The 26,853-nt window shown below is 69.7% G+C and carries 22 protein-coding genes; 13 read left to right on the forward strand and 9 right to left on the reverse strand.

All coding sequences use genetic code 11. The features are described from left to right. Positions 1-19 precede the first annotated feature (19 nt). Positions 20-913, forward strand: coding sequence for a trypsin-like serine peptidase (locus Aple_RS27835; protein ID WP_218038533.1), 894 nt, complete (start codon positions 20-22; stop codon positions 911-913). Positions 914-958: 45 nt separating this feature from the next. Here the strand turns inward: Aple_RS27835 and ppk2 are convergent, their stop codons facing one another. Both ppk2 and Aple_RS27845 read right to left on the reverse strand, forming a co-directional pair. Then, a complete protein-coding gene (gene ppk2 / locus Aple_RS27840) occupies positions 959-1,879 on the reverse strand; it encodes a polyphosphate kinase 2 (protein ID WP_155347672.1) in 921 nt (306 codons plus the stop codon). Positions 1,880-1,915: 36 nt separating this feature from the next. After that, positions 1,916-3,361, reverse strand: a complete 1,446-nt coding sequence (locus tag Aple_RS27845) for an aldehyde dehydrogenase family protein (protein ID WP_155347673.1) — start codon at positions 3,359-3,361, stop codon at positions 1,916-1,918. Positions 3,362-3,589: 228 nt separating this feature from the next. Between Aple_RS27845 and Aple_RS27850 the strand changes: the two genes are divergently transcribed. Further along, positions 3,590-4,216, forward strand: coding sequence for a TetR/AcrR family transcriptional regulator (locus Aple_RS27850; RefSeq protein ID WP_155347674.1), 627 nt, complete (start codon positions 3,590-3,592; stop codon positions 4,214-4,216). Here the strand turns inward: Aple_RS27850 and Aple_RS27855 are convergent. Then, positions 4,200-5,681, reverse strand: coding sequence for a PucR family transcriptional regulator (locus tag Aple_RS27855; protein ID WP_155347675.1), 1,482 nt, complete (start codon positions 5,679-5,681; stop codon positions 4,200-4,202). The two genes, Aple_RS27850 and Aple_RS27855, sit on opposite strands and share 17 nt — an antisense overlap. 103 nt (positions 5,682-5,784) lie before the next feature. Between Aple_RS27855 and gabT the strand changes: the two genes are divergently transcribed. Together gabT and Aple_RS27865 are read left to right on the forward strand one after the other, a co-directional pair. Beyond that, positions 5,785-7,137, forward strand: coding sequence for a 4-aminobutyrate--2-oxoglutarate transaminase (gene gabT, locus Aple_RS27860; RefSeq protein ID WP_155347676.1), 1,353 nt, complete (start codon positions 5,785-5,787; stop codon positions 7,135-7,137). 176 nt (positions 7,138-7,313) lie between these two features. Then, complete coding sequence (locus Aple_RS27865; RefSeq protein ID WP_155347677.1) at positions 7,314-7,526, forward strand: hypothetical protein; 213 nt, start codon at positions 7,314-7,316, stop codon at positions 7,524-7,526. Between the two features lie 3 nt (positions 7,527-7,529). Here Aple_RS27865 and Aple_RS27870 read toward each other — a convergent pair whose 3' ends face one another. Continuing rightward, positions 7,530-8,732, reverse strand: coding sequence for a saccharopine dehydrogenase family protein (locus tag Aple_RS27870; protein WP_155347678.1), 1,203 nt, complete (start codon positions 8,730-8,732; stop codon positions 7,530-7,532). Between the two features lie 206 nt (positions 8,733-8,938). Continuing rightward, positions 8,939-10,234 (reverse strand): extracellular solute-binding protein, encoded by a 1,296-nt coding sequence (locus Aple_RS27875; protein WP_155347679.1) that lies wholly within the window; start codon positions 10,232-10,234, stop codon positions 8,939-8,941. A 100-nt stretch (positions 10,235-10,334) separates the two neighbouring features. On the opposite strand from Aple_RS27875, the gene Aple_RS27880 reads away from it, so the two are divergent. Further along, positions 10,335-11,762 carry an MFS transporter gene (locus Aple_RS27880; protein WP_246264824.1) on the forward strand — a complete coding sequence of 476 codons (1,428 nt, stop codon included), beginning with the start codon at positions 10,335-10,337 and terminating at the stop codon, positions 11,760-11,762. Between the two features lie 111 nt (positions 11,763-11,873). Here the strand turns inward: Aple_RS27880 and Aple_RS27885 are convergent, their stop codons facing one another. From Aple_RS27885 to Aple_RS27895, 3 genes are read right to left on the reverse strand one after another with little or no spacing between them, the layout of a single operon-like run. Continuing rightward, positions 11,874-13,349 (reverse strand): CoA-acylating methylmalonate-semialdehyde dehydrogenase, encoded by a 1,476-nt coding sequence (locus tag Aple_RS27885; protein ID WP_155347681.1) that lies wholly within the window; start codon positions 13,347-13,349, stop codon positions 11,874-11,876. Next, positions 13,346-14,629, reverse strand: a complete 1,284-nt coding sequence (locus tag Aple_RS27890; protein ID WP_155347682.1) for an aspartate aminotransferase family protein — start codon at positions 14,627-14,629, stop codon at positions 13,346-13,348. Before Aple_RS27890 ends, Aple_RS27885 begins: the two co-directional genes overlap by 4 nt. A 40-nt stretch (positions 14,630-14,669) precedes the next feature. Beyond that, positions 14,670-16,145, reverse strand: a complete 1,476-nt coding sequence (locus Aple_RS27895) for an MFS transporter (RefSeq protein WP_155347683.1) — start codon at positions 16,143-16,145, stop codon at positions 14,670-14,672. A 53-nt stretch (positions 16,146-16,198) separates the two neighbouring features. Between Aple_RS27895 and Aple_RS27900 the strand changes: the two genes are divergently transcribed. The 6 genes from Aple_RS27900 to Aple_RS27925 all read left to right on the forward strand — a co-directional run bounded on the left by Aple_RS27900 (position 16,199) and on the right by Aple_RS27925 (position 22,405). Beyond that, the gene (locus Aple_RS27900) at positions 16,199-16,978 is read left to right on the forward strand and encodes a TetR family transcriptional regulator (protein WP_218038529.1); all 780 of its coding nucleotides are present in this window, start codon (positions 16,199-16,201) and stop codon (positions 16,976-16,978) included. Between the two features lie 111 nt (positions 16,979-17,089). Beyond that, complete coding sequence (locus tag Aple_RS27905; protein WP_246264826.1) at positions 17,090-17,719, forward strand: nucleoside hydrolase; 630 nt, start codon at positions 17,090-17,092, stop codon at positions 17,717-17,719. Positions 17,720-17,757: 38 nt separating this feature from the next. Further along, complete coding sequence (locus tag Aple_RS27910) at positions 17,758-19,368, forward strand: PucR family transcriptional regulator (protein WP_155347685.1); 1,611 nt, start codon at positions 17,758-17,760, stop codon at positions 19,366-19,368. Next, entirely contained in the window at positions 19,365-20,429 is a 1,065-nt protein-coding gene (locus Aple_RS27915) for a DmpA family aminopeptidase (protein ID WP_155347686.1), read from the forward strand. The genes Aple_RS27910 and Aple_RS27915 overlap by 4 nt, the downstream gene beginning before the upstream one ends. Before the next feature lie 138 nt (positions 20,430-20,567). Then, on the forward strand, positions 20,568-20,813 hold the full coding sequence (locus tag Aple_RS27920; protein ID WP_155347687.1) for a hypothetical protein: 246 nt from the start codon (positions 20,568-20,570) through the stop codon (positions 20,811-20,813). Positions 20,814-20,920: 107 nt separating this feature from the next. Beyond that, the gene (locus Aple_RS27925; protein ID WP_155347688.1) at positions 20,921-22,405 is read left to right on the forward strand and encodes a phosphodiester glycosidase family protein; all 1,485 of its coding nucleotides are present in this window, start codon (positions 20,921-20,923) and stop codon (positions 22,403-22,405) included. On the opposite strand, the gene Aple_RS27930 is transcribed toward Aple_RS27925, so the two are convergent. After that, positions 22,395-23,273 carry a phenylalanine 4-monooxygenase gene (locus Aple_RS27930; protein ID WP_155347689.1) on the reverse strand — a complete coding sequence of 293 codons (879 nt, stop codon included), beginning with the start codon at positions 23,271-23,273 and terminating at the stop codon, positions 22,395-22,397. The genes Aple_RS27925 and Aple_RS27930 overlap by 11 nt on opposite strands. A gap of 270 nt (positions 23,274-23,543) precedes the next feature. Here Aple_RS27930 and Aple_RS27935 point away from each other — a divergent pair, with 270 nt between their 5' ends. Both Aple_RS27935 and Aple_RS27940 read left to right on the forward strand, forming a co-directional pair. Then, positions 23,544-23,900: a VOC family protein gene (locus tag Aple_RS27935; RefSeq protein WP_155347690.1), complete on the forward strand. Its 357-nt coding sequence runs from the start codon at positions 23,544-23,546 to the stop codon at positions 23,898-23,900. A gap of 77 nt (positions 23,901-23,977) precedes the next feature. Further along, on the forward strand, positions 23,978-26,374 hold the full coding sequence (locus tag Aple_RS27940) for an ATP-binding cassette domain-containing protein (protein WP_155347691.1): 2,397 nt from the start codon (positions 23,978-23,980) through the stop codon (positions 26,372-26,374). Positions 26,375-26,853 lie beyond the last annotated feature (479 nt).

A 26,853-nucleotide genomic window follows, 5' to 3' on the forward strand; every position in this document is an offset into this window, starting at 1 on the left:
TGGTCCAAACTCGGATGCCATGACCCCGAGCATCCCCCTGCTTGCCGTTTCGCTCGCCCTGTTCGGGCCGTCCGGACCGGCCAAGCTGCCCGACGTGATCGAGCACACGGCGGCCGTGGCTCCCGTCCGCTACTGGACCGCGGAGCGCATGGCCGCCGCGCTGCCGATCGATCTGCTGCCGGTGCTCAGCCAGGTGGCCCCCACCGCGCGACACCAGCGGGGCGGGGCGGCCACCAGCGGGGCGCGGTGGAGCGCCGGGGGCGCGGTGGCCAGGACCACCGGGCGGGTGTTCCTGACCATGGACGGCGTGGACTTCGTCTGCTCGGCCGGGTCGGTGCGGAGCGCGAACAGGGACCTGGTGGTCACCGCCGGGCACTGCGTCAAGGACGGCACCGGGTCGTGGGCGGCGAACTGGATGTTCGTCCCGGGTTACGACGCCGGGCGGGAGCCTTACGGGTCGTTTCCCGCGCGGCGGATGTTCGTGGCCGGGCCCTGGTCGCGCAGCGCCGACGACAGCTACGACGTCGGCATCGTGGCGGTGGCGACCCGGGGCGGGCGGCACCTGGCGGACGTGGTGGGCGCCCAGGAGATCGGGTTCAACGCGCCGCGCGGCAGGCACGCCTACGGCTTCGGGTTTCCGGCGGATCCGCCGTACAACGGGCAGAGCCTGATGTACTGCGCGGGCGGCACCAAACCCGACCCGAACGAGCAGACCTACGACCAGGGGCTGCGCTGCGACCTCACGGCGGGGGCCAGCGGCGGCCCGTGGCTGTCCGGTTTCGACCAGGCCACCGGGAAGGGCACCGTGACCTCGGTGAGCAGCTTCAAGTACAGCAACGACCGGGGCACCATGTACGGCCCGTATTTCGGCAGCGCGATCAAGACCCTGCACCAGACGGCGGAACGGGCATAGGGCTCGGACGAGCCCGCCGTGCCGGAGGCGCGGCCATAAACACAGCTACAGCTCGTAGGCGTGGCCGTTGTGGTCTTCTTCCATGCTCTCTGCGGCGGTGCGGACGATCTGCGGGTCCGGCGTGCCGACGACCTGCTTGTCCTTGTCGTCATAGTCGAACAGGGACAGCACGTGGCGCATCGCCTCTAGCCTGGCGCGCTTCTTGTCGTTGCTCTTGATCACCGTCCACGGCGCGATGTCCGTACTGGTGTTGAGGAACACGTCCTCCTTGGCCGCGGTGTAGTCGTCCCAGCGGTCCAGGGAGGCGATGTCCATCGGGGAGAGCTTCCAGCGGCGGACCGGATCGACCTGCCGGATGATGAAGCGGGTGCGCTGCTCGGAGCGGGACACCGAGAACCAGAACTTGATCAGTGCGATGCCGTCCCTGACCAGCATGCGCTCGAACAGCGGCGCCTGGAACATGAACTCCTCGTACTCGGCCTGGGTGCAGAAGCCCATCACCCGCTCGACCCCGGCCCGGTTGTACCAGGAGCGGTCGAAGAGCACGATCTCCCCGGCGGCCGGGAGGTGTTCGGTGTAGCGCTGGAAGTACCACTGGGTGCTCTCGCGCTCGCTGGGCTTCTCCAGCGCGACCACGGTGGCGCCACGCGGGTTGAGGTGCTCCATGAACCGTTTGATGGTGCCGCCCTTGCCGGCCGCGTCCCGCCCCTCGAACAGGATCATGACCCGCGCCCCGGAGCTCTTGATCCAGTACTGGAGCTTCAGCAGCTCGATCTGGAGCAGGCGCTTGTCACGCTCGTACCGGGGGCGGTTCATGCGCTCGTCGTAGGGATAGTGCTCGCGCCAGGTGTCGACCGGTCGCCCGTCCGCCCGGACCAGAACCGGGTCGTCGTCATCGTCGTCGTCGACCCAGAGTCCAGGGGTGTGGACGAGCAGGTCTACCACATCGTCCCGTTTCGGGGTCATCTGACCAGGATCGCACACCCTGGTTAACATCACGGATCAGAGGGATAGTCCTGTGATGACCATGACCTTTTCATAAGTCAAATCCGCCATGGCCGAGCGCAGACCCTCGCGCCCGATGCCGGATTCCTTCACCCCGCCGTACGGCATCTGGTCGGCCCGGTACGACGGCACGTCGCCGATGATCACTCCGCCCACCTCCAGCTCCCGGTTGGCCCGGAAGGCGGTGTCGAGGCTGCGAGTGAACACCCCGGCCTGCAGGCCGTAGCGGGAGTCGTTGACGGTGGCGAAGGCCTCGTCCACGCCGGACACCCGCTGGATCACCAGGACCGGGCCGAAGACCTCCTCCGCGATGACCTTGGCGCCGGCCGGCACGTCGGCCAGCACGGTGGGGGCGACGGTGGCGCCGTCCCTGGTGCCGCCCGCGAGCACCTTGGCGCCCGCGCCGGTGGCCTCGGCCACCCAGGCTTCCACCCGCTCGGCGGCCTGCACCGAGACCAGCGGCCCCACCTGGGTCTTCTCGTCGTCGGGGTCACCGGTGACCAGCCCGCCGACGGCGGCGACCAGCTTGTCGGTGAACGCGTCGGCGACCGTGTCCTCGACGATCACGCGCTGCACGGCGATGCAGCTCTGCCCGGCCTGGTAGTTGGAGAACAGCGCCACCCGCCCGGCCGCCCAGTCCAGGTCGGCGTCGGCCAGCACGACCGCGGCCGCGTTGCCGCCGAGTTCGAGCGTGACATGCTTGCGCGGCACCCGGTCGATGATCGCGTACCCGACCGGCCCGGAGCCGGTGAACGAGACGACGGGCAGGCGCGGGTCCTCCACCAGCGACCCGGCCCGGTCGTTGGGCACCGGCAGGATCGAGAACATGCCCTCCGGCAGGTCGGTCTCGGCCAGGATCTCGCCCAGCAGCAGGGCCGAGAGCGGGGTCGCGGGCGCGGGCTTCACGATGACCGGCGCGCCGACCGCGATGGCCGGGGCGACCTTGTGCGCGACCAGGTTGAGCGGGAAGTTGAACGGCGTGATCGCCAGCACCGGGCCGTATGGCACGCGCGTGACATAGGCCAGGCGGCCCTGCGCGGCCGGTTCGGTGTCGAGCCGCTGCACGTCCCCGCTGAACCTGCGGGTCTCCTCGGCGGCGAACCGGAAGGTGGCCACAGCCCGGCCGACCTCGCCACGCGCCCAGAAGATCGGCTTGCCGTTCTCGCCGCTGATCACGCGGGCGATCTCGTCGGCCCGCTCCGCGATCCGCCGCGACACGTGCGCCAGCGCCTCGGCCCGCACGTGCAGCGGCAGCGCCGCCGCCTGCGCGCGCACCGCGTGCGCCGCGGCCACCGCCTCCTCCACCTGATCCGGCGTGGGTACGGCATGCACCCCCACCACCCGCCCGTCATGCGAATTGGTGACGGTCAGCTCGGTCTCGCCGGTCGCGGGACGGCCGGCCAGCCAGAAGGGACGAATGGGGTTTCCCGGCGAGATGGTCATACATTCACGCTATGCCTATCCGCCCGGACGCTCCTTACTCCGGGCCGCACAATCTCCTGTCCAAACCCCGCCACGCTGGACAACTTCCCATGTTTCAGATTGATGTCACGGATGCGCAGCAATTTCAGGATGTTTTCCGTTGCGAGACGGTTTGAAGGGTTCGTGGCGTGGTTAAGTCAAGACGCGGGTCCACACCAGGACCCACTCGACGAGAAGGGCTCGTGGCTCATGGGTACCCCGGCGCCGCTCGGTCTTCAAGGTGCCTACGCCCTCGGCCAGCGCAGCGGATACGACGAGCTTCGCACCCGGCTACTCGACGTGGCCAGCGAGCTGCTGATGGCGTCGGGACCGGAGAGCCTCACCGTCCGGCGGATCGCCGCCGAGGCGGGCTGCGCGACGACCGTGATCTACACCATGTTCGGCAGCAAGGAAGGCCTCGCCGAGGCGCTCTACCTGGAGGGCTTCGAGCGGTTCCGGCGGCGGCTGGCGGCTGTCACGCCCCGGCCGGATCCGTACGAGTATCTGGTCGCGCTGCAGCCGATCTACCGGGAGGCGGCGCTGGCCGAGCCCGGCTACTACAGCCTCATGTTCGAGCGGGCGATCCCGGGATTCGTCCCCAGCGAGCGGGCCAGGACGCTGGCCAGGGCGGCGCTGAACATCATCGACCGGGTGATCGCGGACTGCATCTCGGCCGGGTATCTGACGCCGACGCAGCCCCGCAAAGTGGCGGACGCGCTGTGGGCGGCGGCGCAGGGCGCCATCAGTCTGGAACGTGCCGGGCACCTGTCCGACAGCAGCACCTACGACGCTGTCACGTCCGCGACGATCAGCCACTACCTCATCCGCCGGGGTTGAACGTCAGGGCGATCCAGAGTTCGGCGCGGGTGGCCGGGTCGTCCAGGTCCCGGCCCAGCAGCTCGCCGACCCGGCGCATCCGGTAGCGCAGCGTGTGGCGGTGCACGCCGAGGCGTTGCGCCGCCGCGTCCCAGTGGCCGTTGCTGGACAGGTACGCGTGCAGCGAGGTGACCAGGTCGGCGCGGGAGCCGTACGCGTGCAGGGGGGCGAGCAGGGCGGCGGCGAAGGCGCGGGCGGCCTCCGGGTCGACCAGCGACAGCAGCCCCTGCCCGGCCAGCTCCGCGAACCTGGCCACGGGATGGGCCGTGACCAGCGCCTGTTCGGCCTGGTCGATGGCGGTGCTCAGGTCGGCGCCTCTGGGGTCGCCGACGGGGTTGCTCGCGCCGACCCGGCCGCGGGCGGCGGCGAGGGCGATCAGGTCCTCGGCTTCGGCGGCCGGGGCCAGGGCGATCGTGATCTCGCCGTAAGGCGCGGTGAAGCAGGGCAGGCAGGCGACCAGCGCGTCGGGGTCGGGGGTGTCGCAGGCGAGCACGACCAGCGGGCCGGACGGAAGTTCCGCGCCGAGTTCGGCGACTGTCTCGGTCGCGCCCTGGACTTCGCCCGCGAGCAGCAGGCGCAGGACGGCGGCGCGGACGCGACGGCCGCCCTCCTTTGGACCGCTCCCCTGTTCCAGGCCGAGGGTCAGCAGGGAGGCGGCGGCGTTGATGATGGTGTGCCCGATGGCGGAGAACGGCCGGGCCGAGCCGACGGCGAAGGAGCCGCGCCGGCCGAGGGGCTGGACGACCACGTGCTCGTCGGGGGCGGCGAGGGCGAGGCTCGACGGCGCTCCGGCGGCGCGCAGCCGGGCGACCTCGGGCGCCAGCGCGGCAGCCCTTTTCGCGGCCAGTTCCGCGGCCCTGTCCGGGGCCTTCGTCCCGCCGGGCTCCCCCGCCGCATGCCGGATATTTCCTGCTTCGTCGAGGAGCAGGACCCAGCCGCCGATCTCGCGGGCCAGGCGGTCGACGACCGCGTCCATGCCCTCCGGCTGGAGCGCCGCCCTGGTCAGCCGTCCCTGCGCGGCGAAAGCGCCGCGGATCTCCTCGTACCGCTCGGCCGCGAGCAGGTCGCTGACCGCCTTGCCGACGGCGATGAACGGCGTGGCGCGGGGCACCTCCACCAGCGGCAGCCCGGCCTCCTCGGCCGCCCCCACGAACCCGGCGGGCACTTCGTCATGCGTCAGCCCGACTCCGAACCCGAGCCCGGCCACCCCCCGCGTGACCAGCCGCGACACGTAGAGCTTGGCGTCGTCCGACGTCAGCCGCATGCCCGTGGTCAGCACGAGCTCGTCGCCCTCGAGGAACGGCGTCGGGTCCTCCAGCTCGCTGACCGCGACCCAGCGCACCGGCCGGTCCAGCGCGCCCCCACCCGCCAGCAGCCGCAAGCGCAGCGCGTCCAGCGCCACCACCCTGCGCAAACTAGGCGCCACGGCCCCATACCTCCGGTGTTGTGCAATCCGGCCAAGCCGGGTGCGTCAATTGTTCCATGGCGGAGCATCGGCAGGCGGGAGCGGGAGTCGTACCGTCGAAAGCATGAGCACCACAGCTGAGGGCGGCCCTGGACTCGCGCAGGAGCGCCGCCTCGTCACCGAGATCCCCGGGCCGCGTTCCCGCGAGCTGTTCGCGCGCAAGCGGGCCGCCGTGCCGCCGGGCATCGGCACCACCCTGCCGGTCTTCGTGACCCAGGCGGGCGGCGGTGTCGTGGTGGACGCGGACGGCAACTCGCTGATCGACTTCGGTTCCGGCATCGCGGTGACCAGTGTCGGCAACGCGGCGCCGCGGGTGGTGGATCGGGTCCGGAGGCAGGTGGGCGAATTCACCCATACGTGCTTCATGGTCACGCCGTACGAGTCGTATGTGGACGTCTGCGAGAAGCTCAACGCGCTCACGCCCGGGGACCACGAGAAGCGCACGTTCCTGGTGAACAGCGGCGCGGAGGCCGTGGAGAACGCGGTCAAGGTGGCCAGGAGCGCCACCGGGCGGCAGGCGGTGGTCGTGTTCGATCACGGGTATCACGGGCGCACGCTGCTGACGATGACGCTGACCGCCAAGAACATGCCGTACAAGCAGGGGTTCGGGCCGTTCGCGCCGGAGGTGTACCGGGTGCCGCTGGCGTACCCGTTCCGGTGGCCGACCGGGCCGGAGAACTGCGCGGAGGAGGCGGCCGCGCAGGCCATCGACATGATCAGCAAGCAGGTGGGCGCGGCGAACGTGGCCGCCGTGGTGATCGAGCCGATCGCGGGCGAGGGCGGGTTCATCGTCCCGGCGCGCGGGTTCCTGCCCAGGATCCTGGAGTTCTGCAAGGCCAACGGGATCGTGTTCATCGCGGATGAGGTGCAGACCGGCTTCGCCCGTACGGGTGCGATGTTCGCCTGCGAGGACGAGGGGATCGTCCCGGACATCATCACGACGGCGAAGGGCATCGCCGGCGGGCTGCCGCTGGCGGCGGTGACCGGGCGCGCCGAGCTGCTGGACGCGGTGCACGTGGGCGGGCTCGGCGGCACCTACGGCGGCAACCCGCTGGCCTGCGAAGCGGCCCTCGGCGTGCTGGAGACGATCGAGGCGGACGGGCTGGTCGCGAAGGCCGCCAGGATCGGCGAGCTCATGCTGCCCCGGCTGCGAGGGCTCCAGGAGCGGTTCGCGATCATCGGCGATGTCCGGGGACGGGGGGCGATGACCGCGATCGAGCTGGTCGTGCCCGGCACCAAGGAGCCGCACCCGACCGCCGCCGCCGAGATCGCCAAGCGGTGCCACGCGGAAGGCCTGGTCGTGCTGACCGCGGGGACTTATGGGAATGTGTTGCGTTTCCTCCCGCCGCTGGTGATGCCCGAGCACCTGCTTGAGGAAGGGCTCACCATCCTCGAAAAGGCGGTCTCCGCACTCTGAGAATCAGCACGAGGGCACCCGGCTTGCGGTCGGGTGCCCCTTTTGTTATTCCGCGTTCCCGTCATTTAACCGCCCCTTGACATCACGCTAGTCGATCACGCGCGGTAACCGCGTTATAACGGTTCCGGTATCGACCGAAGGGATGGCCGAATGGACCGGAAAGCGGGCGGATCATCATGTTGACCTTCGACCCCGTCGGCCTGACCGCGGTTCAACGTGACGGCGACGCCTGCGTGGTCTGCCACAAGAAGTGGCCCCGGCCGCGCGTGCTGGTGGGCCGGCTGCCTGACTCCGCGCCCGTGCACGCCTGCGACGACTGCGCCGAAGCGCTGCTGCCGCCGCACGAGGGCACGGTCCCCAACCCGCGCCACCTGCGCGCGTTCTCCTGAGGCCTACTGGTCGCGCATGCCCCACGGCGACCCGTACGCGGTGAGCAGCTCCAGGAACGGCACCGAGTCGAACGCCTCAGGACCCAGCACCCCGGTGCCGCGCCAGACGCCGGTCGCCACCAGTTCCAGCGCGACCACCGGATGCACGGCCGTCTGCCAGACGACGGCCTGGCAGCCGTACTCCCGCATCGACCAGGCGTTGTCGACCACGTGGTACAGGTACACCTCGCGCGGCGCGCCGTCCTTGCCGACGCCCTTCACCCAGGTTCCCGCGCAGGTCTTGCCCGTCATCCTGGAACCCAGCGTGGACGGGTCGGGCAGGCTGGCCGCCACCACGTCGCGCGGCGAGACTTGGACGCCCTTCACGGTGAGCGTGTCGGCCGAGTCCAGGCCGAGCTTGCGCAGCGTCTTGAGCACCTCGATGAACTCGTTGCCGAGGCCGTACTTGAAGGTGACGCGCTTGGCGTCCACCCAGCGCGGGACCAGCAGCACCTCCTCGTGCTCGACGTTCACGCACTCCACCGGGCCGATGCCGGCGGGGAAGTCGAAGACCTCGGGCTCGCTGAACGGCTCGGTGGTGTGCCAGTCGCCGTCCTCCCAGACGATGGGCGGGTTGAGGCACTCCTCGATGGTGGTCCAGATCGAGAACGTGGGGGCGAAGTCGTACCCGTCGACGGTGAGGTTCCCGCCGTCGCGGATGCCGATCTCGTCGATGCTCTGGAACAGGTGATCGGCAGCGTACCGGGCGAACACGTCGGCCAGGCCGGGCTCCACGCCCATCCCGACCAGCGCCAGCCGGTCCCTGGCCCGCCACTGGTCGGCCAGCGCGAACTGCTCGTCCCCGAGCTTCACCCCGGGCAGCTCGTACGGCCTGGCGGGGTGTTTCACCGAAAGGGACATGGCCATGTCCAGGTAGTGCGCCCCCGCGTTCAGGGCGGCCCGGAACAGCGGCATGTCGAAGCGCGGGTCGACGGCGTTGAAGAGCACATCGCAGCGATGGTCGCGCAGCGCGGCCGCCACCGCGTCGGTGTCCGAGGCGTCGAGCGCGATCGCGCTGAACCGCGGGTCTCCCGCCCTGTCGACCACGGCGGCCGCCCGGTCTTTCTCGTAATCGGCGACGACGATGTGCTCGAAGAAGTCACGGCGAGCGGCGATGGGCACCACGGCGGAACCCACACCACCTGCGCCGACAAGCAGGATACGCATGCGGGAGACGGTATCAGTTGACTGACTGACCATTCAATAAAGGAACCAGTTTCGACTGGTCGTTCAATCAACGAAATCCGTAGCCGGGGATGCGGCCAGACATGCCGCGGGGCGTTCCGAGGTCGGGGGGAGCACTCGAAACGCCCCTGTTGGCAAGCGCCTCCCCGCGGGGGACGGGCGCGCTCGCGGTCCTGAGAATCGCGCGGCTAGTCCACCAGCTGCTTCCAGCGGTCGACCCACTGCGCGTAGTCAGTGCATTCCCCGTCCCGGCCCGGGCAATCCTTTGCCGGGTAATCGGCAAAGGAAACCCCTTTGAACGCCCGCGACGTGCCGACCCCGTAGAGGCCGCAGACGCGCTCGGCCCGTTCTCGCACCGCGGGTTCCACATCCTTGGGCGCCGCCTCGCACACCTCGGCGTTGGCCGGCGCCATGCCGGTCCACGCGACCGCCTTACGCTGGACCTCCGCCGAGGTCACCCAGCTCAGCCACTGGTAGGCGCATTCCGGGTGCGCCGCCTCCGCCGACACCTGCCACGAATCCACCTGCCCGGTGACCCGCGCCTCCGCGACCGCCCTGACCGGCCTCCCGGCCCGATCCAGCACATCCAGCAGGTACGGCGTGCCCTGCCCGAACCGCGCCGACCCCGCCGCGAACCCGGTGACCACCTGCAGCGGATCCCGCCAGTACACGCGCTCCGCCTCCTTCTCCAGCAGCCCCACCGCAGCGTCGAGCTGCTCGGCGGTCAACGCGAACGGATGCTCGACCCCCTGCCGGAGCGCCGCGTCCGCGATGCTCAACGGCGTGTCCCTGACGAACACCGGACCCGCGTCCGCGTACATCGCCTCGGCTTCCCGCGGCCGCACCTTGCTGCTGTCATAAAGCAGGACATTCTTCTCCCACAGGTACGGCACGCCGTGCCCGCCCGCCGCCTCACGCAGCCGTTTGGGGATGTCCTGGTAGCCCTCCACCCGATCGGTGTCGATCTCCGCCACCCGCTGCTCGGCGACCAGACGCCCGGCCAGGTCGGGCGGGCCCGCGATCACGTCGAACGCGTCAGGATCGAGGGTCTCGCTCTGGTCGACGGCCGGGTCGTAGGCGAACGGCAGGTAGTTGACCTTGCAACCGCTGGCCGCCTCGAACCCGCCGACCCAGTTGACCTGCGGATCGGTGCCGCCCCACTCCACGTGACCGCGCGGCGCGAGCACGACGAGCGCGCCTTCACCGGTGCCGGCGGGACTGGGACTCGGGCTTGGACTGGGGCTTGAGGTGTGCGAAGGGCTGGCGGCTTTGGGCGATTTGCTGGGCGATGCGCTCTCCCCCGCGCCTTCCGCGGAGCCGCCCACCGCCGCGCCCGGCAACGCCGGCTTCACCGCCCCGGAGCCCGGCAACGCCGAGCCTCCCGTCGAGGCCGACATCGTTGAGCCTGCCGCATGGCCGCAGCCCACGGTGAGCAGTACTGACGCGACGGCCGCCGCGACGACCATCGGGCGCGCGATCGGCACGGCTCCCCTCCCCTGAGCTAGACGCCCCGAGCCTACTCGGCACACCGGGGCCCAGAAACCGAGCGGCGGATTGTCGGAGGCCCTGCGTACAGTCATGGGCATGACCGCCCAGCTCCCCCCGCCCTCGCTCGCCCACGACCCGGAGCCCGGCTCTCCCGGCCGCAAGGCGATGGCCGTCCTCGTGCTGGCCTGTATGGGGCAGTTCGTGGGGGTTCTGGACGTATCGATTGTGAATGTGGCGCTTCCCGCCATGGCTACCGAGCTGAACCTCACGCCCACCGGCCTGCAGTGGGTCGTCAACGCCTACGTGCTGGCCTTCGCCGGTCTGCTGCTGCTCGGCGGCCGGGCCTCCGACATCTACGGGGAGCGGCGCGTCTTCGTCGTGGGCGCGTCCCTGTTCACGCTGGCCAGCCTGCTGGGCGGGATCGCCACCACGCCCACCCAGCTGATCGTCGCCAGGGCCGTCCAGGGTCTGGGCGCGGCCGTCCTCGCCCCGACCACGCTGACCATCCTGACGACCACGTTCGCCAAAGGCCCGCGCCAGACGAAGGCGATCGCCAGCTGGACCGCCGTCGGCGCGGCGGGCGGCGCTGCCGGAGGCACGCTGGGCGGCCTGCTCACCGAGTACCTCTCCTGGCGCTGGATCCTGCTGATCAACGTCCCGATCGGCATCGCGCTGGTGACCACCGCGCTGATCGTGATCACCCGCTCGCACTACGGGCGGGAGCGGCGCCTGGACGTGCTCGGCACGATCCTGGTCACCGCCGGGCTCACCGCGCTGGCATACGGCACGGTGCAGACGCACGAGCACGGCTGGGTGTCGGCTGCGGTGCTCGTGCCGCTGGGGGCGGGCGTGCTGAGCCTGGCGGCCTTCCTGCTGGTGCAGTCGCGAGCGACCCAGCCGCTGGTGCCGCTCGGCCTGCTCCGGAACCGCCTGGTGGCCGGAAGCAGCCTGGCCATGTTCCTGACGGGCGCGATCTTCCTGTCGATGTGGTACTTCCTGTCCCTGCACATGCAGAACGAGCTGGACTACACCCCCCTGCAGGCCGGCGTCGGCTTCCTCCCCCACGCCCTGACGCTGATCGCCGCCTCCCGCGCCGCTCCCTGGTTCTTACGCCGCATGGGAAACCGCACGCTGATCGTCGCCGGGGCACTGGTCGGCCTGGCGGGCATGGTCTGGCAGGCCCAGATGGCCGACGGCTACGTCACCGGCATCCTGATCCCAGGCCTCCTGATGTGCGCGGGCCAGGGCGTGTCGTTGACGCCCATCACTCTCGTCGGCACAGCCGGAATCGACCGCTCCGACTCCGGCCTGGTCTCCGGCCTCCTCACCGCCGCCCGCACGGTCGGCGGCTCTCTCGGCCTCGCGGCCCTCGCCACGGTGGCCGCCGCCCAGGCGACCCCGGTCCAGGGCTCAAGCGCCGCGTTCCTGGTGGGGGCGGGCCTGATGGCGATCACCGTCGCCGTGGTGCTCCTCGTCCTCCCCCGAGGAGCCGGCCACTCCCCGGCTCCCGAACCAGGACTATGAGCCCAGGACTAGACCTACTGGTCGGCCAAAGCGTCGACCTGCTCGGCGGTTGTCGGGAAGGCCAGGTTGACCCCGCCATGCGAGGTCCAACCTGCCGGACGTGATGGCCTTTCAGCGGTTTGTCGGGAAGCCCAGGTTGACCCCGCCGTGGGACGGGTCGAGCCAGCGGGAGGTGATGACCTTTCCCCGGGTGTAGAAGTGCACGCCTTCGACGCCGTGCACGTGGGTGTCGCCGAACAGGGATGCCTTCCAGCCGCCGAAGCTGTAGAAAGCCATCGGAACCGGGATCGGCACGTTGACGCCGACCATGCCGACCTCGACCTCGTTCTGGAAGCGCCGGGCGGCGCCGCCGTCGTTGGTGAAGATGGCGGTGCCGTTGCCGTACTCGCCGGTGTTGATGAGGTTCAGGCCCTCCTCATAGGAGGAGACCCGGACGATCGACAGCACCGGCCCGAAGATCTCCTCGCGGTGCACCCGGGAGTTCGCCGGGACGTGGTCGAGCACGGTCGGGCCGAGCCAGAACCCGTCCCCGTCCGGCAGGTTCTCGCGGCCGTCCACGACGAGCTTGCCCTCGCCGAGGTCCAGGTAGGAGGCGACCTTGTCGCGGTGCTCGCGGGTGACCAGGGCGCCCATCTCGGAGGCGGGGTCGTCGCCGGGGCCGATCCTGATGGCCCGGGTGCGCTCGGCGATCTTCTCGACCAGCTGGTCCCCGATGGGGTCCACGGCGAGCACGACCGAGATGGCCATGCAGCGTTCGCCGGCGGAGCCGAATCCGGCGGAGACGGCCGAGTCGGCGACCAGGTCCAGGTCGGCGTCGGGGAGGACGAGCATGTGGTTCTTCGCGCCGCCCAGAGCTTGGACTCGTTTGCCGTGGGCGGTGCCGGTCTCGTAGACGTACCGGGCGATGGGGGTGGAGCCGACGAAGCTGACCGCCTTGACGTCCGGGTGGGAGAGCAGCCGGTCGACGGCGACCTTGTCGCCCTGCACGACGTTGAAGACGCCGTCGGGCAGGCCCGCCCGCCGCCACAGGTCGGCGATCAGCAGGGACGCCGAAGGGTCCTTCTCCGACGGTTTCAGCACGAAGGTGTTGCCGCAGGCCAGCGCGACCGGGAACATCCACATCGGCACCATGGCGGGGAAGTTGAACGGGGTGATCCCGGCCACCACGCCGAGCGGCTGGCGGATGCTGAAGGAGTCCACGTTGGTGGAGACGTTCTCCGAGAAGCCGCCCTTGAGCAGGTGCGGGATGCCACAGGCGAACTCCACCACCTCCTGGCCGCGGGAGACCTCGCCTAGCGCGTCGGAGTGCACCTTGCCGTGCTCGGCGCTGATCAGCGCCGCGATCTCGTCCTTGTGCGCCGCCAGGAGCTCGCGGAACCGGAACAGGACCTGGGCGCGCTTGACCAGGGAGGCGTCCCGCCAGGCGGGAAAGGCCCGGGCGGCGGCGGCGACGGCCTCGTCCACCTGGGCGACGTCGGCCAGGAACACCCGGCCGGTCTCCGCGCCGGTGGCCGGATTGAAGATCGGAGCGGTGCGCTCAGGGGTGCCTGCGGGTGCGCCGTCGATCCAGTGGGTCACATGCTTCACGAGATGTTCTCCAGGGCGGTCACCAGGATGGCGAGGCCTTCGCGGGCCTCGTCCTCGGTGAGGGTGAGCGGCGGGGCCATCCGCATGGCGTGGCCGTACAGGCCGCCCTTGCCGGCCAGCAGGCCGAGGCTTCTGGTCTCCTCCATGTAGCGGGCGGCCAGAGCGGGCGCGGGCGCGCCGGTCTCGGGGTCGACGAGTTCGATGGCGAACATGAGGCCCTTGCCGCGGACGTCGCCGACGATCGGGAAGCGGGGAGCCGCCGCGCGCAGGCCGTCCAGGATGATCGCGCCGGTCCTGGCCGCGTTGGCCTGCAGGTCGTGGCTGAGCACGAAGTCGAGGGTGGCGTTGGCGGCGGCCATCGCGATCGGGTTGCCGCCAAAAGTGGCCAGACCGACCGCGTGCGGCGCGTCCATCAGATCGCCGCGCGCCACGACGCCGCCGACCGCGAATCCGTTGCCGAGACCCTTGGCGAAGGTCATCATGTCCGGCGTGACCCCGTGATTCTGAATCCCGAAAAATGCCGATCCGGTGCGGCCCCAGCCGGTCTGCACCTCATCGGAGATGAACAGGATGCCCTCGGCGGCGAGCACCTCCTGGTAGGCGGCGAACAACCCGTCGGGGGCCATCGTGAACCCGCCCACCCCCTGGATCGGCTCGGCGATCAGCGCGGCCACGTCGCCCGCGACCGCGGTGGCGAGCACGTGCCGCAGGTCGTCCACGCAGGCGGCGATGTAGCCGGCGTCCGACAGCCCCTTGAACTGGGTCAGGTGCCGGTCCGCGCCGTGCAGGAAGTGCACGTTGAGCGGGGAGAGCGAGTTGTTCTTCCAGCTCCGGTTGGACGTCACGGAGATGGCGCCGAACGAGCGGCCGTGGTAGCTCTGCCGCATCGCCAGGACCTGGTCGGACTTGCGGGCGTAGGTGGCCAGCAGCAGGGCGGTCTCGTTGGCCTCGGTGCCGGAGTTGGTGAAGAACACCTTGGCGTCCGGGATGCCGGACAGCCGGGCGATCTTCTCCGCGAGCTCGATCTGCCCGCGGAGAAGGTAGACCGTGGAGGTGTGCACGACGCCGGTGGCCAGCTGCCGCTCCACCGCCTCCCTGACCTCGGCCACGTCGTACCCGATCATGTTCGTCAGGATGCCCGCGAAGAAGTCGAGGTAGCTCTTCCCGGTGGCGTCGACGACGCGGTTTCCTTTGCCGCTGACGATCTCGATGGGGTCCTGGTAGTACAGGGCGAGCCAGTTGGGCATCACCGCACGATGGCGAGCAAGAAGGTCCGACATACCTCCGAGTATCCCGGCTGGCCCTGGCCCCTCCCACCAATCAATGTGTCGGGATAGGCGAAACTTCCGTTACACGTTGACGGGGAAGGACAGCCAGCGCGACGATCGCGGCGGCGATCGCGAAGCCGAGGCCGACCAGCGATCCCACCGACATCGCCGACAGGAACGCCTCCTTGCCCGCGTCGACCAGCACCGGGTCGCCGCTGTCCAGGGCCGCGTTCACCGACGCGCGGGCGGCGTCCGGAGCCGACTCCGGCATCGAGGAGGTGTACGCGCCGGACAGCACGCTGCCGAGAATGGCGATCGACAATGCGATGCCGACCTGCTGCACGGTGTCGTTGAGCGCGGACCCGACGCCCGCGTGCTCCGGCGGCACCGCGCCCATCAGCGCCGTGTACGCCGCCGGACCGGCCAGGCCACCGCCCACACCCATCACGATCAGGCTGACCACCAGCAGCAGGTACCCATCGGAGCTGTCCAGCGTGGACAGCAGCCCGAACGCGCCCGCGATGACGGCCAGGCCCAGGGTGATGAGCGTCCGGTTGCTGACCTTCTTGCCCAGCCCCGCGCCGACCCCGTTGAAGATCATCGCCGCCACCACGTACGGCAGCAGCGCGATCCCGGCCTGCAACGGCTCGTACCCGAGCACGAACTGCAGATACTGCGTGAGCGCCAGCATCAGCGCCCCCGAGCCGAAGGCCAGCAGCACGATCGACGCGCAGGCGCCACTGAACGCCCGGTCCTTGAACAGCCCCAGCGGCAACATCGGGTGCTCGGTCCTGCGCTCCCACAGCACGAAGCCGCCCAGCCCGAGCACGGCCGCCGCGACCAGGCCGAGGTTCCAGCCGTCCGCGGGGAATGTGATGACCGCCCAGACGAGGGAGCTCATCCCGATGATCGAGAGCACCACGCCGACCGGGTCCAGGCCCCGGCTCGACCCGTACGTCTCCGGCATCAGCGTCACGGCGGCGATGACGGCCACGATCGCGATCGGCACGTTCATCAGGAAGACCGAACCCCAGTAGAAGTGCTGCAGCAGCACCCCGCCCAGCGTGGGCCCGGCGATCACACCGATCATGGCCACCGAGCTCCACGCGGCGATGGCCTTGCGGCGTTCGTCCTCGTCGAAGACGGTGATCAGGATCGACAACGTGGACGGCATCAGCACCGAGCCGCCGACGCCCATCAGCGCGCGGGCGGCGATCAGCTGCCAGGGTTCGGTCGCCAGCGTGGCCAGCCCGGAGGCCAGGCCGAAGATGATCAGGCCGATGATGAGGGCGCGGCGTCTGCCGTACCGGTCGGAGAGGGAGCCGACGGTGAGCACCAGACCGGCGAAGACCAGGACGTAGGAGTCCAGGATCCACTGGATGTCGGCGGGGGTGGCGCCCAGGTCGCGCATGAGCGCGGGGATCGCCAGGTTGAGCACCGTGCTGTCCACGACGAGGACGAGCACGGTGAGGCAGAGAACGAGGAGAATCCACCAACGACGGGGATCTCGTACAGTGTTCGAGGTCACTCGCACACTGTACGACAGTTCTCGTACAGTGTGCGAGAGAATATCGTGGGGTGGTGGCACCCAAGAAGTTCACCTCGGTCTGGATGCGGGAACCGCGTGGTCAGCGCGAGCGCGGGCTCACCCGGGACCAGATCGTCAAGGCCGCCATGGAACTGCTCGACGCCGAAGGGCTCGACGCGCTGAGCATGCGCAAGCTGGGCGCGAAGCTGGGCTCGGGGGCCACGAGCGTCTACTGGCACGTGGCGAATAAGGACGAACTCCTCGAACTCGCCATGGACGGCGCGTATGCGGATGTGGTGCTGCACCCGGGGCGATCCTGGCGGGAGACGGCCAGCGATTTCTCCTATGGCCTGCGTGGGGCGATCTTGCACCATCTCTGGCTGGCCTCGCTGATCGGCGTGGTGCCCAGCCTGGGGCCGCAGGCGCTGCGCTGTTCGGCCATGCTGGTGGACGCGTTCGATCGGGGCGGGTTCAGGGGCATGGACGTCGACTTCGCGGTGGCGGCCGTCTTGTCGTACACGCTGGGGGCGACCCTGCCGGAAGCCTCCTGGCGTAGCGCGGCCATCAGGACGGACTCCACCGAGGGGGAGCAGGTGGAGGCGCTCGGGCCGGTGATCGACAGGGTCGCGGCCGAACATCCGGCGCTGCACGCGCGTTACCAGAGTTACCACGCCCGCGACTACGACCCGGCGCTCGCCAGGAAGATCGGTTTCGACTACGGCCTGGTGGCCATGCTCGACGGTCTCGCCGAACGCCTGCGCCAGGCGGGATCCCGTGAGGCCCAGGCCAGCCCGGCCAGCGCCACGGAGAGCACCACCGACCAGCGCAGGTGAGCCATCGCCCAGCCGGTGGTCTGGAGGCCCCACGGCAGCCAGCGCGCCGACGCGACCCCGAGCAGCCCCGCCCCCAGCACGCACAGCGGCCCCAACGCCAGCTCGAAAACGGTGGGAAACCGCTCCAGCAAAACAGGCGCTCGGCCGCCGGATCGCGCCCCAGCAGCCGCAGCGTGCCGGAATCGGCGGCGGCGGAGTGGTTATTCGGGGGCGGTCGAATACCGGCGCACGAACCCGCGCCGCGGCCCGGCGGCGGACTTCATCGCCGAACAGGTCGCCAAATATCCCGGCGAGGTAACAATTCTCGCCATTGGCCCGGCAACGAACCTGGCGAAAGCGGTACAAACCCACCCCGACATGGTCTCGCTGGTTGAACACGTCGTCTACCCGGGCGGCGAGCAGGAGTTCAACTGGTGGTTCGACCCGAAGGCCGCCCAGATCGCCGCCAACACCCCATTCCCACACAAGACGGTCGTTTCTATGGATGTCGACTTTCCCCTCCCCAAGGCGGACGCCAGCCCCGCGCTGGGGCACTTCTTCGCCCGCAGCCCGGAACTCCCCGCCTGGGACGCCATCGCCGCCGCGATCATGCTCGATCCGGCCATCGCCACCGGCCGCGCGAACGTCGGCGTGACCGTCGACAGCGTCGGCACGATGGACCTCGGGCCCGGCACGACCTCACTCGTGCTCGCCCTGGACCAGGAACGATTCCGACAAACCCTGCATAGTGTCAGGGATTGATGTCTCATACTTACACCCTGATCCGGTAGCCTCGCTGCATGCTCCCCACGGTCGCGGACGTGCTCTCGCTTGATGCCGTCCGGCGCGGTAACCCGCGCGTCGTTGCGGGCGCCGATCGGCTCGACACCCGGGTTCGCTGGGTGCATGTAGGGGAAATCAGCGACATCGCCCACCTGCTCAGGGGTGGCGAACTGGTGCTGACCACCGGCGTGGCCTTGCCGTCGGAGCCCGACAAACTCGCAGAATACGTCGCCGACCTCGCCGCGGTCGGCGCGTCTGGCCTGGTCGTCGAACTCGGCCGCAGATTCGTCAAGGAACTGCCCGGAGCCGTGGTCCGGGCCGCGGAGGACCACGGGCTGCCGCTGGTGACGCTCGCCAGGGAAACCCCGTTCGTCCAGATCACCGAATCCGTGCACGCCCGCATCATCGACATCCAGCTCCAGGAACTGCGCGCATCCGAACAGCTGCACGAGGTCTTCACCGAGCTCTCCGTCGAAGGCGCCTCCCCCGCCGACGTGCTCGGCCAGGTGACCCGCTTCTCCGGGCGGCCGGCCCTGCTGGAGAACCTGGCCCACCAGGTCCTCGCCTGCGAGTCCGCCGGGCAGGACACGGGCGCGCTCCTGGCCAGCTGGGAATCACGCTCCCGGGCCGTCGCCACCGAGGGCCGCACGGCGTACGACGGGACTTCCGGGTGGCTGGTCACCACCGTCGGGGCGCGCGGGCAGGACTGGGGGCGGCTGATCCTGCTCTGCGACGGGCCGCCCAGCCCGCGCGACATCGTGCTGGCCGAGCGCGCGGCCACCACGCTCGCCCTCGGCCGCCTGCTCGAACGCCACCAGGAATCACTGGAACGCCAGGCCCACGGGACGATCATCACCGGGATCCTCACCCACGCGTACGCCGATCCCGACGAGGCCGCGGCACGCGCTCGCGCGGTCGGCGTGCCGCTCACCGGCCGCAAGCTGATCAGCGTCGTGCTGCGGCCCATCGCCGAAGGCGAGACCGCGCTCGACGAGCAGGTCCGCCTCGGCGACCTGGCCGAGGCCACCGCCTCCGCCTGCCGCGACGCCCGCCTCCCCGCCCTGGTCGGCGCCCTCGACCAGGCCCGCGTCGGGGTGCTGCTGCCGCTCCCGCCCCGCACCGCCGCCGAAGCCGCGCTGGCCGCCCTCGCCGACCGCCTGCGCGCCGGGTTCCCCAACCCCTTCGTGCTGGCCGCCGGGTCGATCGTGGAGTCCGTCCGGGACGTGCGGCGCAGCTTCCTGGAAGCCGAGCAGGTCGCCGACGTGGCCGTCAGGCAGCCGGACGGGCGGCCCTACTACCGCCTGCCCGACCTGCGGCTGCGCGGGCTGCTGCACCTGCTCAGGGACGACGCGCGGCTGCAGACCTTCGCCGAGCGGGAGCTGAGCCCGCTGCTCGCGCACGACGCGCAGCGCAACGGCGACCTCACCCGCATCCTCGGCATCTACCTCGACTCCGGCCGCAACAAGGCCGTCGCGGCCCAGCGGGCGCACCTGTCCAGGCCCGCCTTCTACGACCGGCTGCGCCGCCTGGAGCGCATCCTGGACACCGACCTCGACGACGTCGAATCCTGCCTCTCGCTGCACGTCGCGCTGCTCGCCCTGGAGTCGTTCCGGAGAGAAGCCCGGTGAGGGCACGCGACCACGGCGTCATCGTCGGCTCCGGCACGCCCGGGCCGCACAACGCGATCACGGACGTGCCGGGCGTGCGGGTCGGGCACACCACGCTGATCAGCGGTGACGGCCCCCGCGTGGTCGGCTCAGGGCCGATCCGCACCGGTGTCACCGTGGTCCTCCCGCACGAGGGCTCGGCCTTCGACGAGCCCGTGTACGCCGGGCTGCACTGGCTCAACGGCAACGGCGAGATCACCGGCATGGCGTTCCTGCGGGAGTACGGCATTCTCGGCTCGCCTATCGGGCTGACCAACACCGGTTCGGTCGGCGTGGTCCGGGACGCGCTCGTCGAGATCGAGGTCGGCGCGCTGCGCAAGGGGTCGGTGTCCTGGTCGCTGCCGGTCGTCGGGGAGACGTGGGACGGGTCGCTCAACGACATCGACGGCCAGCATGTGACCGCGGCGCATGTGCAGGAGGCGTACGCGGGTGCCTCCGGCGGGCCCGTCGAGGAGGGCTCGGTAGGCGGGGGTACCGGGATGATCTGCCACGGCTTCAAGGGCGGCATCGGGACCGCGTCCCGGGTCGTGGACGGGTACACCGTCGGCGTGCTCGTCCAGGCCAACCACGGGAGTCGGGAGCGGCTCACCGTAAACGGGGTCAACGTCGGGCGGTGGCTGCCGGAGTCGCCCGCGCCGTACGAGGGGGCTGGATCCATCATCGGGATCGTGGCCACCGACGCGCCGCTGCTGCCGCACCAGTGCCGGCGGCTCGCCCAGCGGGCCGGGCTCGGCGTGGCCAGAACCGGCGGAGCCGGGGAGAACTCCAGCGGCGACGGCTTCCTCTGCTTCGCCACCGGCAACCGCAACCTGCCCGCCAACGCGCTGGACGCCGATCCGCCCAGGACCTACCAGGTGACCGTGCTCGCCGACGAGCACATCGATCCGCTCTTCTACGCGGTGATCGAGGCCACCGAGGAGGCGATCGTCAACGTGCTGGTCGCCGCCGAGACGATGACCGGCGCGGACGGGCTGACCATCCCGGGCCTGGACGGCGCCGTCCTGGCGAACCTCCTCACCTGACAGGGCTCGATACCACCCGACAGCGCCGCAGGTCAGGGGCGCGGGGGAGAAATCACACCCCACCGGGTGTAAGAGCTACCCCACTTGGTTACTCTACGTATGCTCGCCATTACGGACCGATCGTGCTTGGCTGCTGAGGTGACCCTAACCGAGCAAGCGATCACGAACGGGTCGGTCCCGCCGCCCGATCCCGCGACCACGGTCCGCGCTCTCTCCCGCCGCTTCCCGGGCTGGACGATCTGGTGGGGGGAGTCCACCAACCGGTACTGGGGGATGTCCCGCCGAGCGGGAGGCGCGTTCGTCTCCGTCGAAGCGCAATCCGCGGCCGAATTCGTACAAAAGGCACGAGACATCGAATACCGCTCACCACAAACCAACCTGTAAAAGGCTGACAACGCCGAATTCTCATACTCTTTGGCGTGTTTCGCTCTCCTTGTGCGATCAATGTCGCCACGATGGTCCCTTAGGCCATTAATCAGGAGAGAACCAACATGCGACGCCGCCTGACCGTCGGAACCGCCGCGTTGATCGTCACAGTCACCGCTGTGTCGGCACCAGCACTGTCCGCGACAGCCGCATCAACGGAATCCATACCGGCCGGACTGCCCTCCACCAAGTTCCCCCTGGGGGTCCCGGGCATTCCCACCGCGGCCGGAAAGGCGCTCGGCGCCGGAATCGAATATTTCACCCTCAAGCACGGCACCGCCGAGGACGGCTACACCGTCAGCCTCCTGAGCGCCGGCAAGGACGCCTTCACCGAGAACACCGCCCAGAATCTCGCCGTCTCCGCCCAGTCGGCCGGCTTCGAGCCGACCATCGTGCAGTTCACCCGCCCCGCCGTCGCCGACTTCCCCGCCCAGGACTACTGGATGGTACGGATCGGCAACTGGACCCTGAAGCAGAAGAAGCAGGCGGCCGAGGTCGTCACGGAGCTCAAGGACGCGGGGATCAGCTCCAAGGTGGACTATCTCGGCGACGACGGCTTCCTGACCTCGGGGCCCTGGTCGATGAAGGTGGTCACCATCGATCCGCGGACCTTCCGCGGCACCTTCGCCTCCTCGCTGGGGACCAGCACCGCCAAGCGGGAGAAGGTGTCCGCGATGGCGAAAGCCGGAGGCGCGTCGATCGCGGTCAACGGGGGATTCTTCGACATCCACACCTCCGCCGCCTACCGAGGAGATCCGACGGGGATCTCGATGGTGGGGGGCAAGTTGCTCAGCGAAGCCGTTCCCGGGCGTACGGCGGTGGTGATGAAGGGGCGGACCGTGCGCATCACCGAGCTCGCCTCGAGAGTGACGGCGACGGCCGCGGATAAAGCCAACTTGTCCGTTGCCGGGGTGAACCGGGTGCCCAAGCCCAACGAGCTCGTTCTGTATACCGAGGAGTTCGGCACGAAGACGCCGTCCACCGGGGGGACGGAAGTCGTGCTTGACGAGACCGGTCAGGTGCTGGGAGTGCGGACGGCTGGGGGGAAGGTCACCAAGGGCCGGCGGGTGCTGCACGGGGTCGGCACCGCGGCCGACTGGCTGACGGCACACGCTACGGAAGGGCAGACCGTCACCGTCAAGACGGTCGTCAGTGACCTGCGGAAGAAGCGGACCATCCCGTTGACGCCTGACACCTACATCGTCGGTGGCGGGGTGGGGCTTGTCCGCAATGGCAAGACCTGGATCACGGCGTCGACGGATGGCATGGCCAATATCAACATGATCTTGCGGCGGCATCCGCGGACGCTGGTGGGCGTGGGCAAGACCGGGAAGCTGATCCTCGCGGTCATCGACGGGCGGGCGCCTGGCGCTACCGTGGGGGCGTCCTTCCTGGAGGCGGCCCAGGTGATGCGGTGGCTCGGGGCGCGGGACGCGATCAACCTCGATGGCGGCGGGTCCAGTGCCATGGTCGTCCGCGGGAAGGTCGTCAACAAGCCGTCCGACGGCTCGGAGCGTGCGGTCGGGGACGCGTTGCTGGTCAAACCCTGAGTTTGTCGATCGTGTCGTCGTCGCAGGTGGCCCAGAAGGAGCCGACGACGTCCTCCAGATGGCTCAGCGAGGCGGCGGCGAACAGGACATCCTGATATTTCGTGATGTCGTATTCGGTGGCGCCCATGGCGGCTAGGTCGAGGGGGCGGATGTCCATGCCGCGGAACTCCTCGATCTCGCCGTACGAGCTCAGGATGCCCGCGCCGTACGCCTTGAGTTCGTTGTTCTCGTTCATGACGCCGAACTCCAGGGTGAACCAGAAGATCTTGGAGACGAACTCCAGGGCTTCCTCGGTTTCCACGTGCTGGGCGGCGCGGCCGGCCAGGCGGTAGAGGTCGGCGAAGCGGCGGGAGGCCAGCGTGTTGCCGTGGCCGATCACCTCGTGGATGATGTCGGGCTCTGGTGTGTAGAACGGGACCGAGTGGTGGCGGATGTACTGGGTCGAGTGGAAGTAGCCGTCGGCCAGGACACCGTAGAACTCGCGGAGGGGGACCAGGCCGGCGGCCGGGAGGTACCGGAATCCCGTCAGCGGGGTGAGCAGGTCGCTGACCTCCTCCAGCTGGGGAATGTGGTCGGTGGGGAGACCTAGCTCCTCGGCGGCGTTCACGAACTCGGTCACCGCGTACTTGTGGTGTTTGGCGGCCAGTTCTCTTGTTACCAGGGCCCAGACCTCGTGCTCCTCGTCCGTGTACTCCGCGTGGGGGATGGGGTCGCCCCTGGTGTGGCCTACTGCCAGGGCGGCGATCGCGTTCCTGCGGGCACGGTAGATCGGGTCGGCGAAGCCGGGGTGGTTGGCCGCGAGCTGAACAGTGACGGAACCGTCCTCGTTCGCTGCGACCGGAGCGAAATACTGAGCTTCCTCGAACATATATAAATGACATCAACTTGGGCCTGCCACTGGCAAGTGTGCCCAACCAAACCTAGACAATCCGCCTAACACGCCTGAAGTCTGCCGGTCACGACTAGACAATCTGTCCAGGTCCATTCGAACTGAGCACCGAAGGCTCCCGTCGTGCCGCGCGGCCACATCGGTCAGGAATCGAGAAGCGAGGACCCCCGAGCCGCAGCTAGCGTGACCTGCATGGACGTCACCGTTCGTCCTTAGGCCAGACCATCCCCACGACTTCAGGAGTCCCCCATGGCAGGCTCTTCCACCCAGGGAATCAAGACCGTGCTGCACCCCGTTTCCGACCTGGCGAAGGCCAAGGAGGTGTACGCCGCCCTGCTCGGCGTGCCACCGGTGGCCGACTCGTCCTACTACGTCGGCTTCGAGGCCGAGGGCCAGCACATCGGGCTGGTGCCGGGCGGTGGGCCGCAGGGCATGACCACACCGGTGGCCTACTGGCACGTGCCGGACATCGAGGCGAAACTGGCCGAGGTGACCGCCGCGGGTGGCACCGTGAAGGAGCCCGCGCACGACGTCGGTGGCGGCCGCCTGGTGGCCACTTTTGCCGACCCCGATGGTAACGTCCTCGGGCTGCTTCAGGACCGATAAGTGCCGACCCCCACGCCCCCGCTCGGCGTCGTCGCGACGCCGAGCATCGGCGGCCTCCCCTAACAGATGGAGAAACGATGAGCATTGCCACGAGTACGGAGACGCAGTCGCCTGCGCCGCACGTCGCCGACAGCCACGACCTGATCCGCGTGCACGGCGCGCGCGTGAACAACCTCAAGGACGTCAGCGTCGAGCTCCCGAAGCGCCGGCTGACGGTGTTCACCGGCGTCTCCGGCTCGGGCAAGAGCTCGCTGGTGTTCGGCACGATCGCCGCGGAGTCGCAGCGGCTGATCAACGAGACCTACAGCGCCTTCGTGCAGGGCTTCATGCCGACGCTGGCGCGGCCCGAGGTCGACGTGCTCGACGGGCTGACGACCGCGATCATCGTCGACCAGCAGCGGATGGGCGCCGACCCCCGCTCCACGGTCGGCACCGCCACCGACGCCAACGCGATGCTGCGCATCCTGTTCAGCCGGCTCGGGCAGCCGCACGTCGGCTCGCCCAACGCGTTCTCCTTCAACGTCCCCACGGTCCGAGCCAGCGGTGCGATCACGGTCGAGCGCGGCGCCAGTGCCGGCAAGGCCGTGAAACAGACCTTCACCCGCACCGGCGGCATGTGTACGCGCTGCGAAGGCCGGGGCAAGGTCACCGATATCGACCTCACCCAGCTCTACGACGACTCCAAGTCGATCGCCGAGGGCGCGATCACCGTGCCCGGCTACAAGGTGGACAGCTTCTGGACCGTAAAGATCTTCGCCGAGTCGGGCTTCATCGACCCGGACAAGCCGATCCACAAGTTCACCAAGCAGGAGCTCCACGACTTCCTCTACAAGGAGCCGACCAAGGTGAAGGTCGACGGCATCAACCTCACCTACGAGGGGCTGATCCCCAAGGTGCAGAAGTCGTTCCTCTCCAAGGACCCCGACGCGCTGCAGCCGCACATCCGGGCGTTCGTGGACCGGGCGGTCACCTTCGCCTCGTGTCCCGAGTGCGGTGGCACCCGGCTCAGCGAGGCGGCCCGCTCCTCGCGGATCGGCGGGATCAACATCGCCGACGCCTGCGCGATGCAGATCAGCGACCTCGCCGAATGGGTCCGCGGCCTCGACGAGCCGTCGGTCGCGCCGTTGCTCGCCGCGCTGCTGCAGAGCCTCGACTCGTTCGTGGAGATCGGGCTGGGCTACCTCTCGCTCGAGCGGCCGGCGGGCACGCTGTCGGGCGGCGAGGCGCAGCGCGTCAAGATGATCCGCCACCTCGGCTCCTCGCTCACCGACACCACCTACGTCTTCGACGAGCCAACCATCGGCCTGCACCCCCACGACATCCAGCGGATGAACGACCTGCTGCTGCGGCTGCGGGACAAGGGCAACACGGTGCTCGTGGTCGAGCACAAGCCGGAGGCGATCGCGATCGCCGACCACGTCGTCGACCTCGGCCCCGGCGCCGGCACGGGGGGCGGCACCGTCTGCTTCGAGGGCACCGTCGAAGGGCTGCGGGCCAGCGGCACCATCACCGGCCGCCACCTCGACGACCGGGCCACCCTCAAAAAGACAGTACGGACGTCCACCGGCGCGCTGGAGATCCGCGGCGCCACCGCCAACAACCTGCAGGACGTCGACGTCGACATCCCGCTCGGGGTGCTCTGCGTGATCACCGGCGTGGCGGGCTCCGGCAAGAGCTCGCTTGTGCACGGGTCGATCCCCGCCGGTGCGGGTGTGGTGTCGATCGACCAGAGCGCGATCCGCGGCTCGCGGCGGAGCAACCCGGCGACCTACACCGGGCTGCTCGACCCGATCCGCAAGGCGTTCGCGAAGGCCAACGGCGTGAAGCCGGCGCTGTTCAGCGCCAACTCCGAGGGAGCCTGCCCCAACTGCAACGGCGCGGGCGTCATCTACACCGACCTGGGGATCATGGCCAGCGTGGCCACCACCTGCGAGGAGTGTGAGGGGAAGCGGTTCGAGGCGTCGGTGCTCGAATACCACTTCGGGGGTCGCGACATCAGCGAGGTGCTCGCGATGTCGGTGACCGAGGCCGAGGCGTTCTTCGGCGCCGGCGAGGCGCGCACGCCGGCCGCGCACGCCATCCTGCACCGGCTCGCCGACGTCGGGCTCGGCTACCTCAGCCTCGGCCAGCCGCTCACCACGTTGTCCGGCGGCGAGCGGCAGCGGCTCAAGCTGGCCACTCACATGGCCGAGAAGGGCGGCGTCTACATCCTCGACGAGCCGACCACCGGCCTGCACCTTGCCGACGTCGAACAGCTGCTCGGCCTGCTGGACCGGCTCGTCGACTCCGGCAAGTCGGTCATCGTCATCGAGCATCACCAGGCGGTCATGGCGCACGCCGACTGGATCATCGATCTCGGCCCCGGTGCTGGCCACGACGGTGGCCGGATCGTCTTCGAGGGCGCACCCGCCGATCTCGTCGCCGCCCGTTCCACCCTCACCGGCGAGCACCTCGCGGCTTACGTCGGCGCCTGACCGAGGGCCTCGCCGTACCTTTGGAGGGTTGAGGTCCGTAGCGGGTGGGCACGGCGGACACTCCGGCCGACCGTTTACGTCGGCGCATAGCTGTGAAGGTTGAGGTCCGTAACGGGTGGGCAGGGCGGACACTCCGGCCGACCGTGATAGCTAGCCTCTCGTTAGCCGCTGGTCAGCGGCCATCGCGGGCGCGGTGGTCTCTGGCACGGTCTGATATGAGACGGCCCGTCAAGGTTTTGCTGCCACCGTGTGTCTGGTTTGGGTTGGTGTGGTGCCGTTGTTCCGGTGTTCTCTCCCGGGTTCGGGGATGGGTCTACCGCTCCGGTGGGTCAAGACGCAGCGCCCGCAGCGCAGCGAGGACGAACGGTCTTGAGGCGCCGGATCAGGTAGACCCACAATTGCCGGGCTGGGGGAGAACGCGCGGGATGGGGGTGGCCTACCCAGGCGTGGTCGTGGCGCTGGCCACTGCCATTCTGATA

The sequence above is a fragment of the Acrocarpospora pleiomorpha genome (assembly GCF_009687885.1).
Taxonomy (GTDB): domain Bacteria; phylum Actinomycetota; class Actinomycetes; order Streptosporangiales; family Streptosporangiaceae; genus Acrocarpospora; species Acrocarpospora pleiomorpha.

Coding starts and splice junctions, on each gene's coding strand:
- Aple_RS27935 (WP_155347690.1), top strand. CDS start 23,544: ATGGCAGGCTCTTCCACCCAGGGAATCAAGACCGTGCTGCACCCCGTT.
- Aple_RS27880 (WP_246264824.1), top strand. CDS start 10,335: ATGACCGCCCAGCTCCCCCCGCCCTCGCTCGCCCACGACCCGGAGCCC.
- Aple_RS27890 (WP_155347682.1), bottom strand. CDS start 14,629: ATGTCGGACCTTCTTGCTCGCCATCGTGCGGTGATGCCCAACTGGCTC.
- Aple_RS27940 (WP_155347691.1), top strand. CDS start 23,978: ATGAGCATTGCCACGAGTACGGAGACGCAGTCGCCTGCGCCGCACGTC.
- Aple_RS27865 (WP_155347677.1), top strand. CDS start 7,314: ATGTTGACCTTCGACCCCGTCGGCCTGACCGCGGTTCAACGTGACGGC.
- Aple_RS27835 (WP_218038533.1), top strand. CDS start 20: ATGACCCCGAGCATCCCCCTGCTTGCCGTTTCGCTCGCCCTGTTCGGG.
- Aple_RS27930 (WP_155347689.1), bottom strand. CDS start 23,273: ATGTTCGAGGAAGCTCAGTATTTCGCTCCGGTCGCAGCGAACGAGGAC.
- Aple_RS27850 (WP_155347674.1), top strand. CDS start 3,590: ATGGGTACCCCGGCGCCGCTCGGTCTTCAAGGTGCCTACGCCCTCGGC.
- gabT (WP_155347676.1), top strand. CDS start 5,785: ATGAGCACCACAGCTGAGGGCGGCCCTGGACTCGCGCAGGAGCGCCGC.
- Aple_RS27870 (WP_155347678.1), bottom strand. CDS start 8,732: ATGCGTATCCTGCTTGTCGGCGCAGGTGGTGTGGGTTCCGCCGTGGTG.
- ppk2 (WP_155347672.1), bottom strand. CDS start 1,879: ATGACCCCGAAACGGGACGATGTGGTAGACCTGCTCGTCCACACCCCT.
- Aple_RS27845 (WP_155347673.1), bottom strand. CDS start 3,361: ATGACCATCTCGCCGGGAAACCCCATTCGTCCCTTCTGGCTGGCCGGC.
- Aple_RS27925 (WP_155347688.1), top strand. CDS start 20,921: ATGCGACGCCGCCTGACCGTCGGAACCGCCGCGTTGATCGTCACAGTC.
- Aple_RS27910 (WP_155347685.1), top strand. CDS start 17,758: ATGCTCCCCACGGTCGCGGACGTGCTCTCGCTTGATGCCGTCCGGCGC.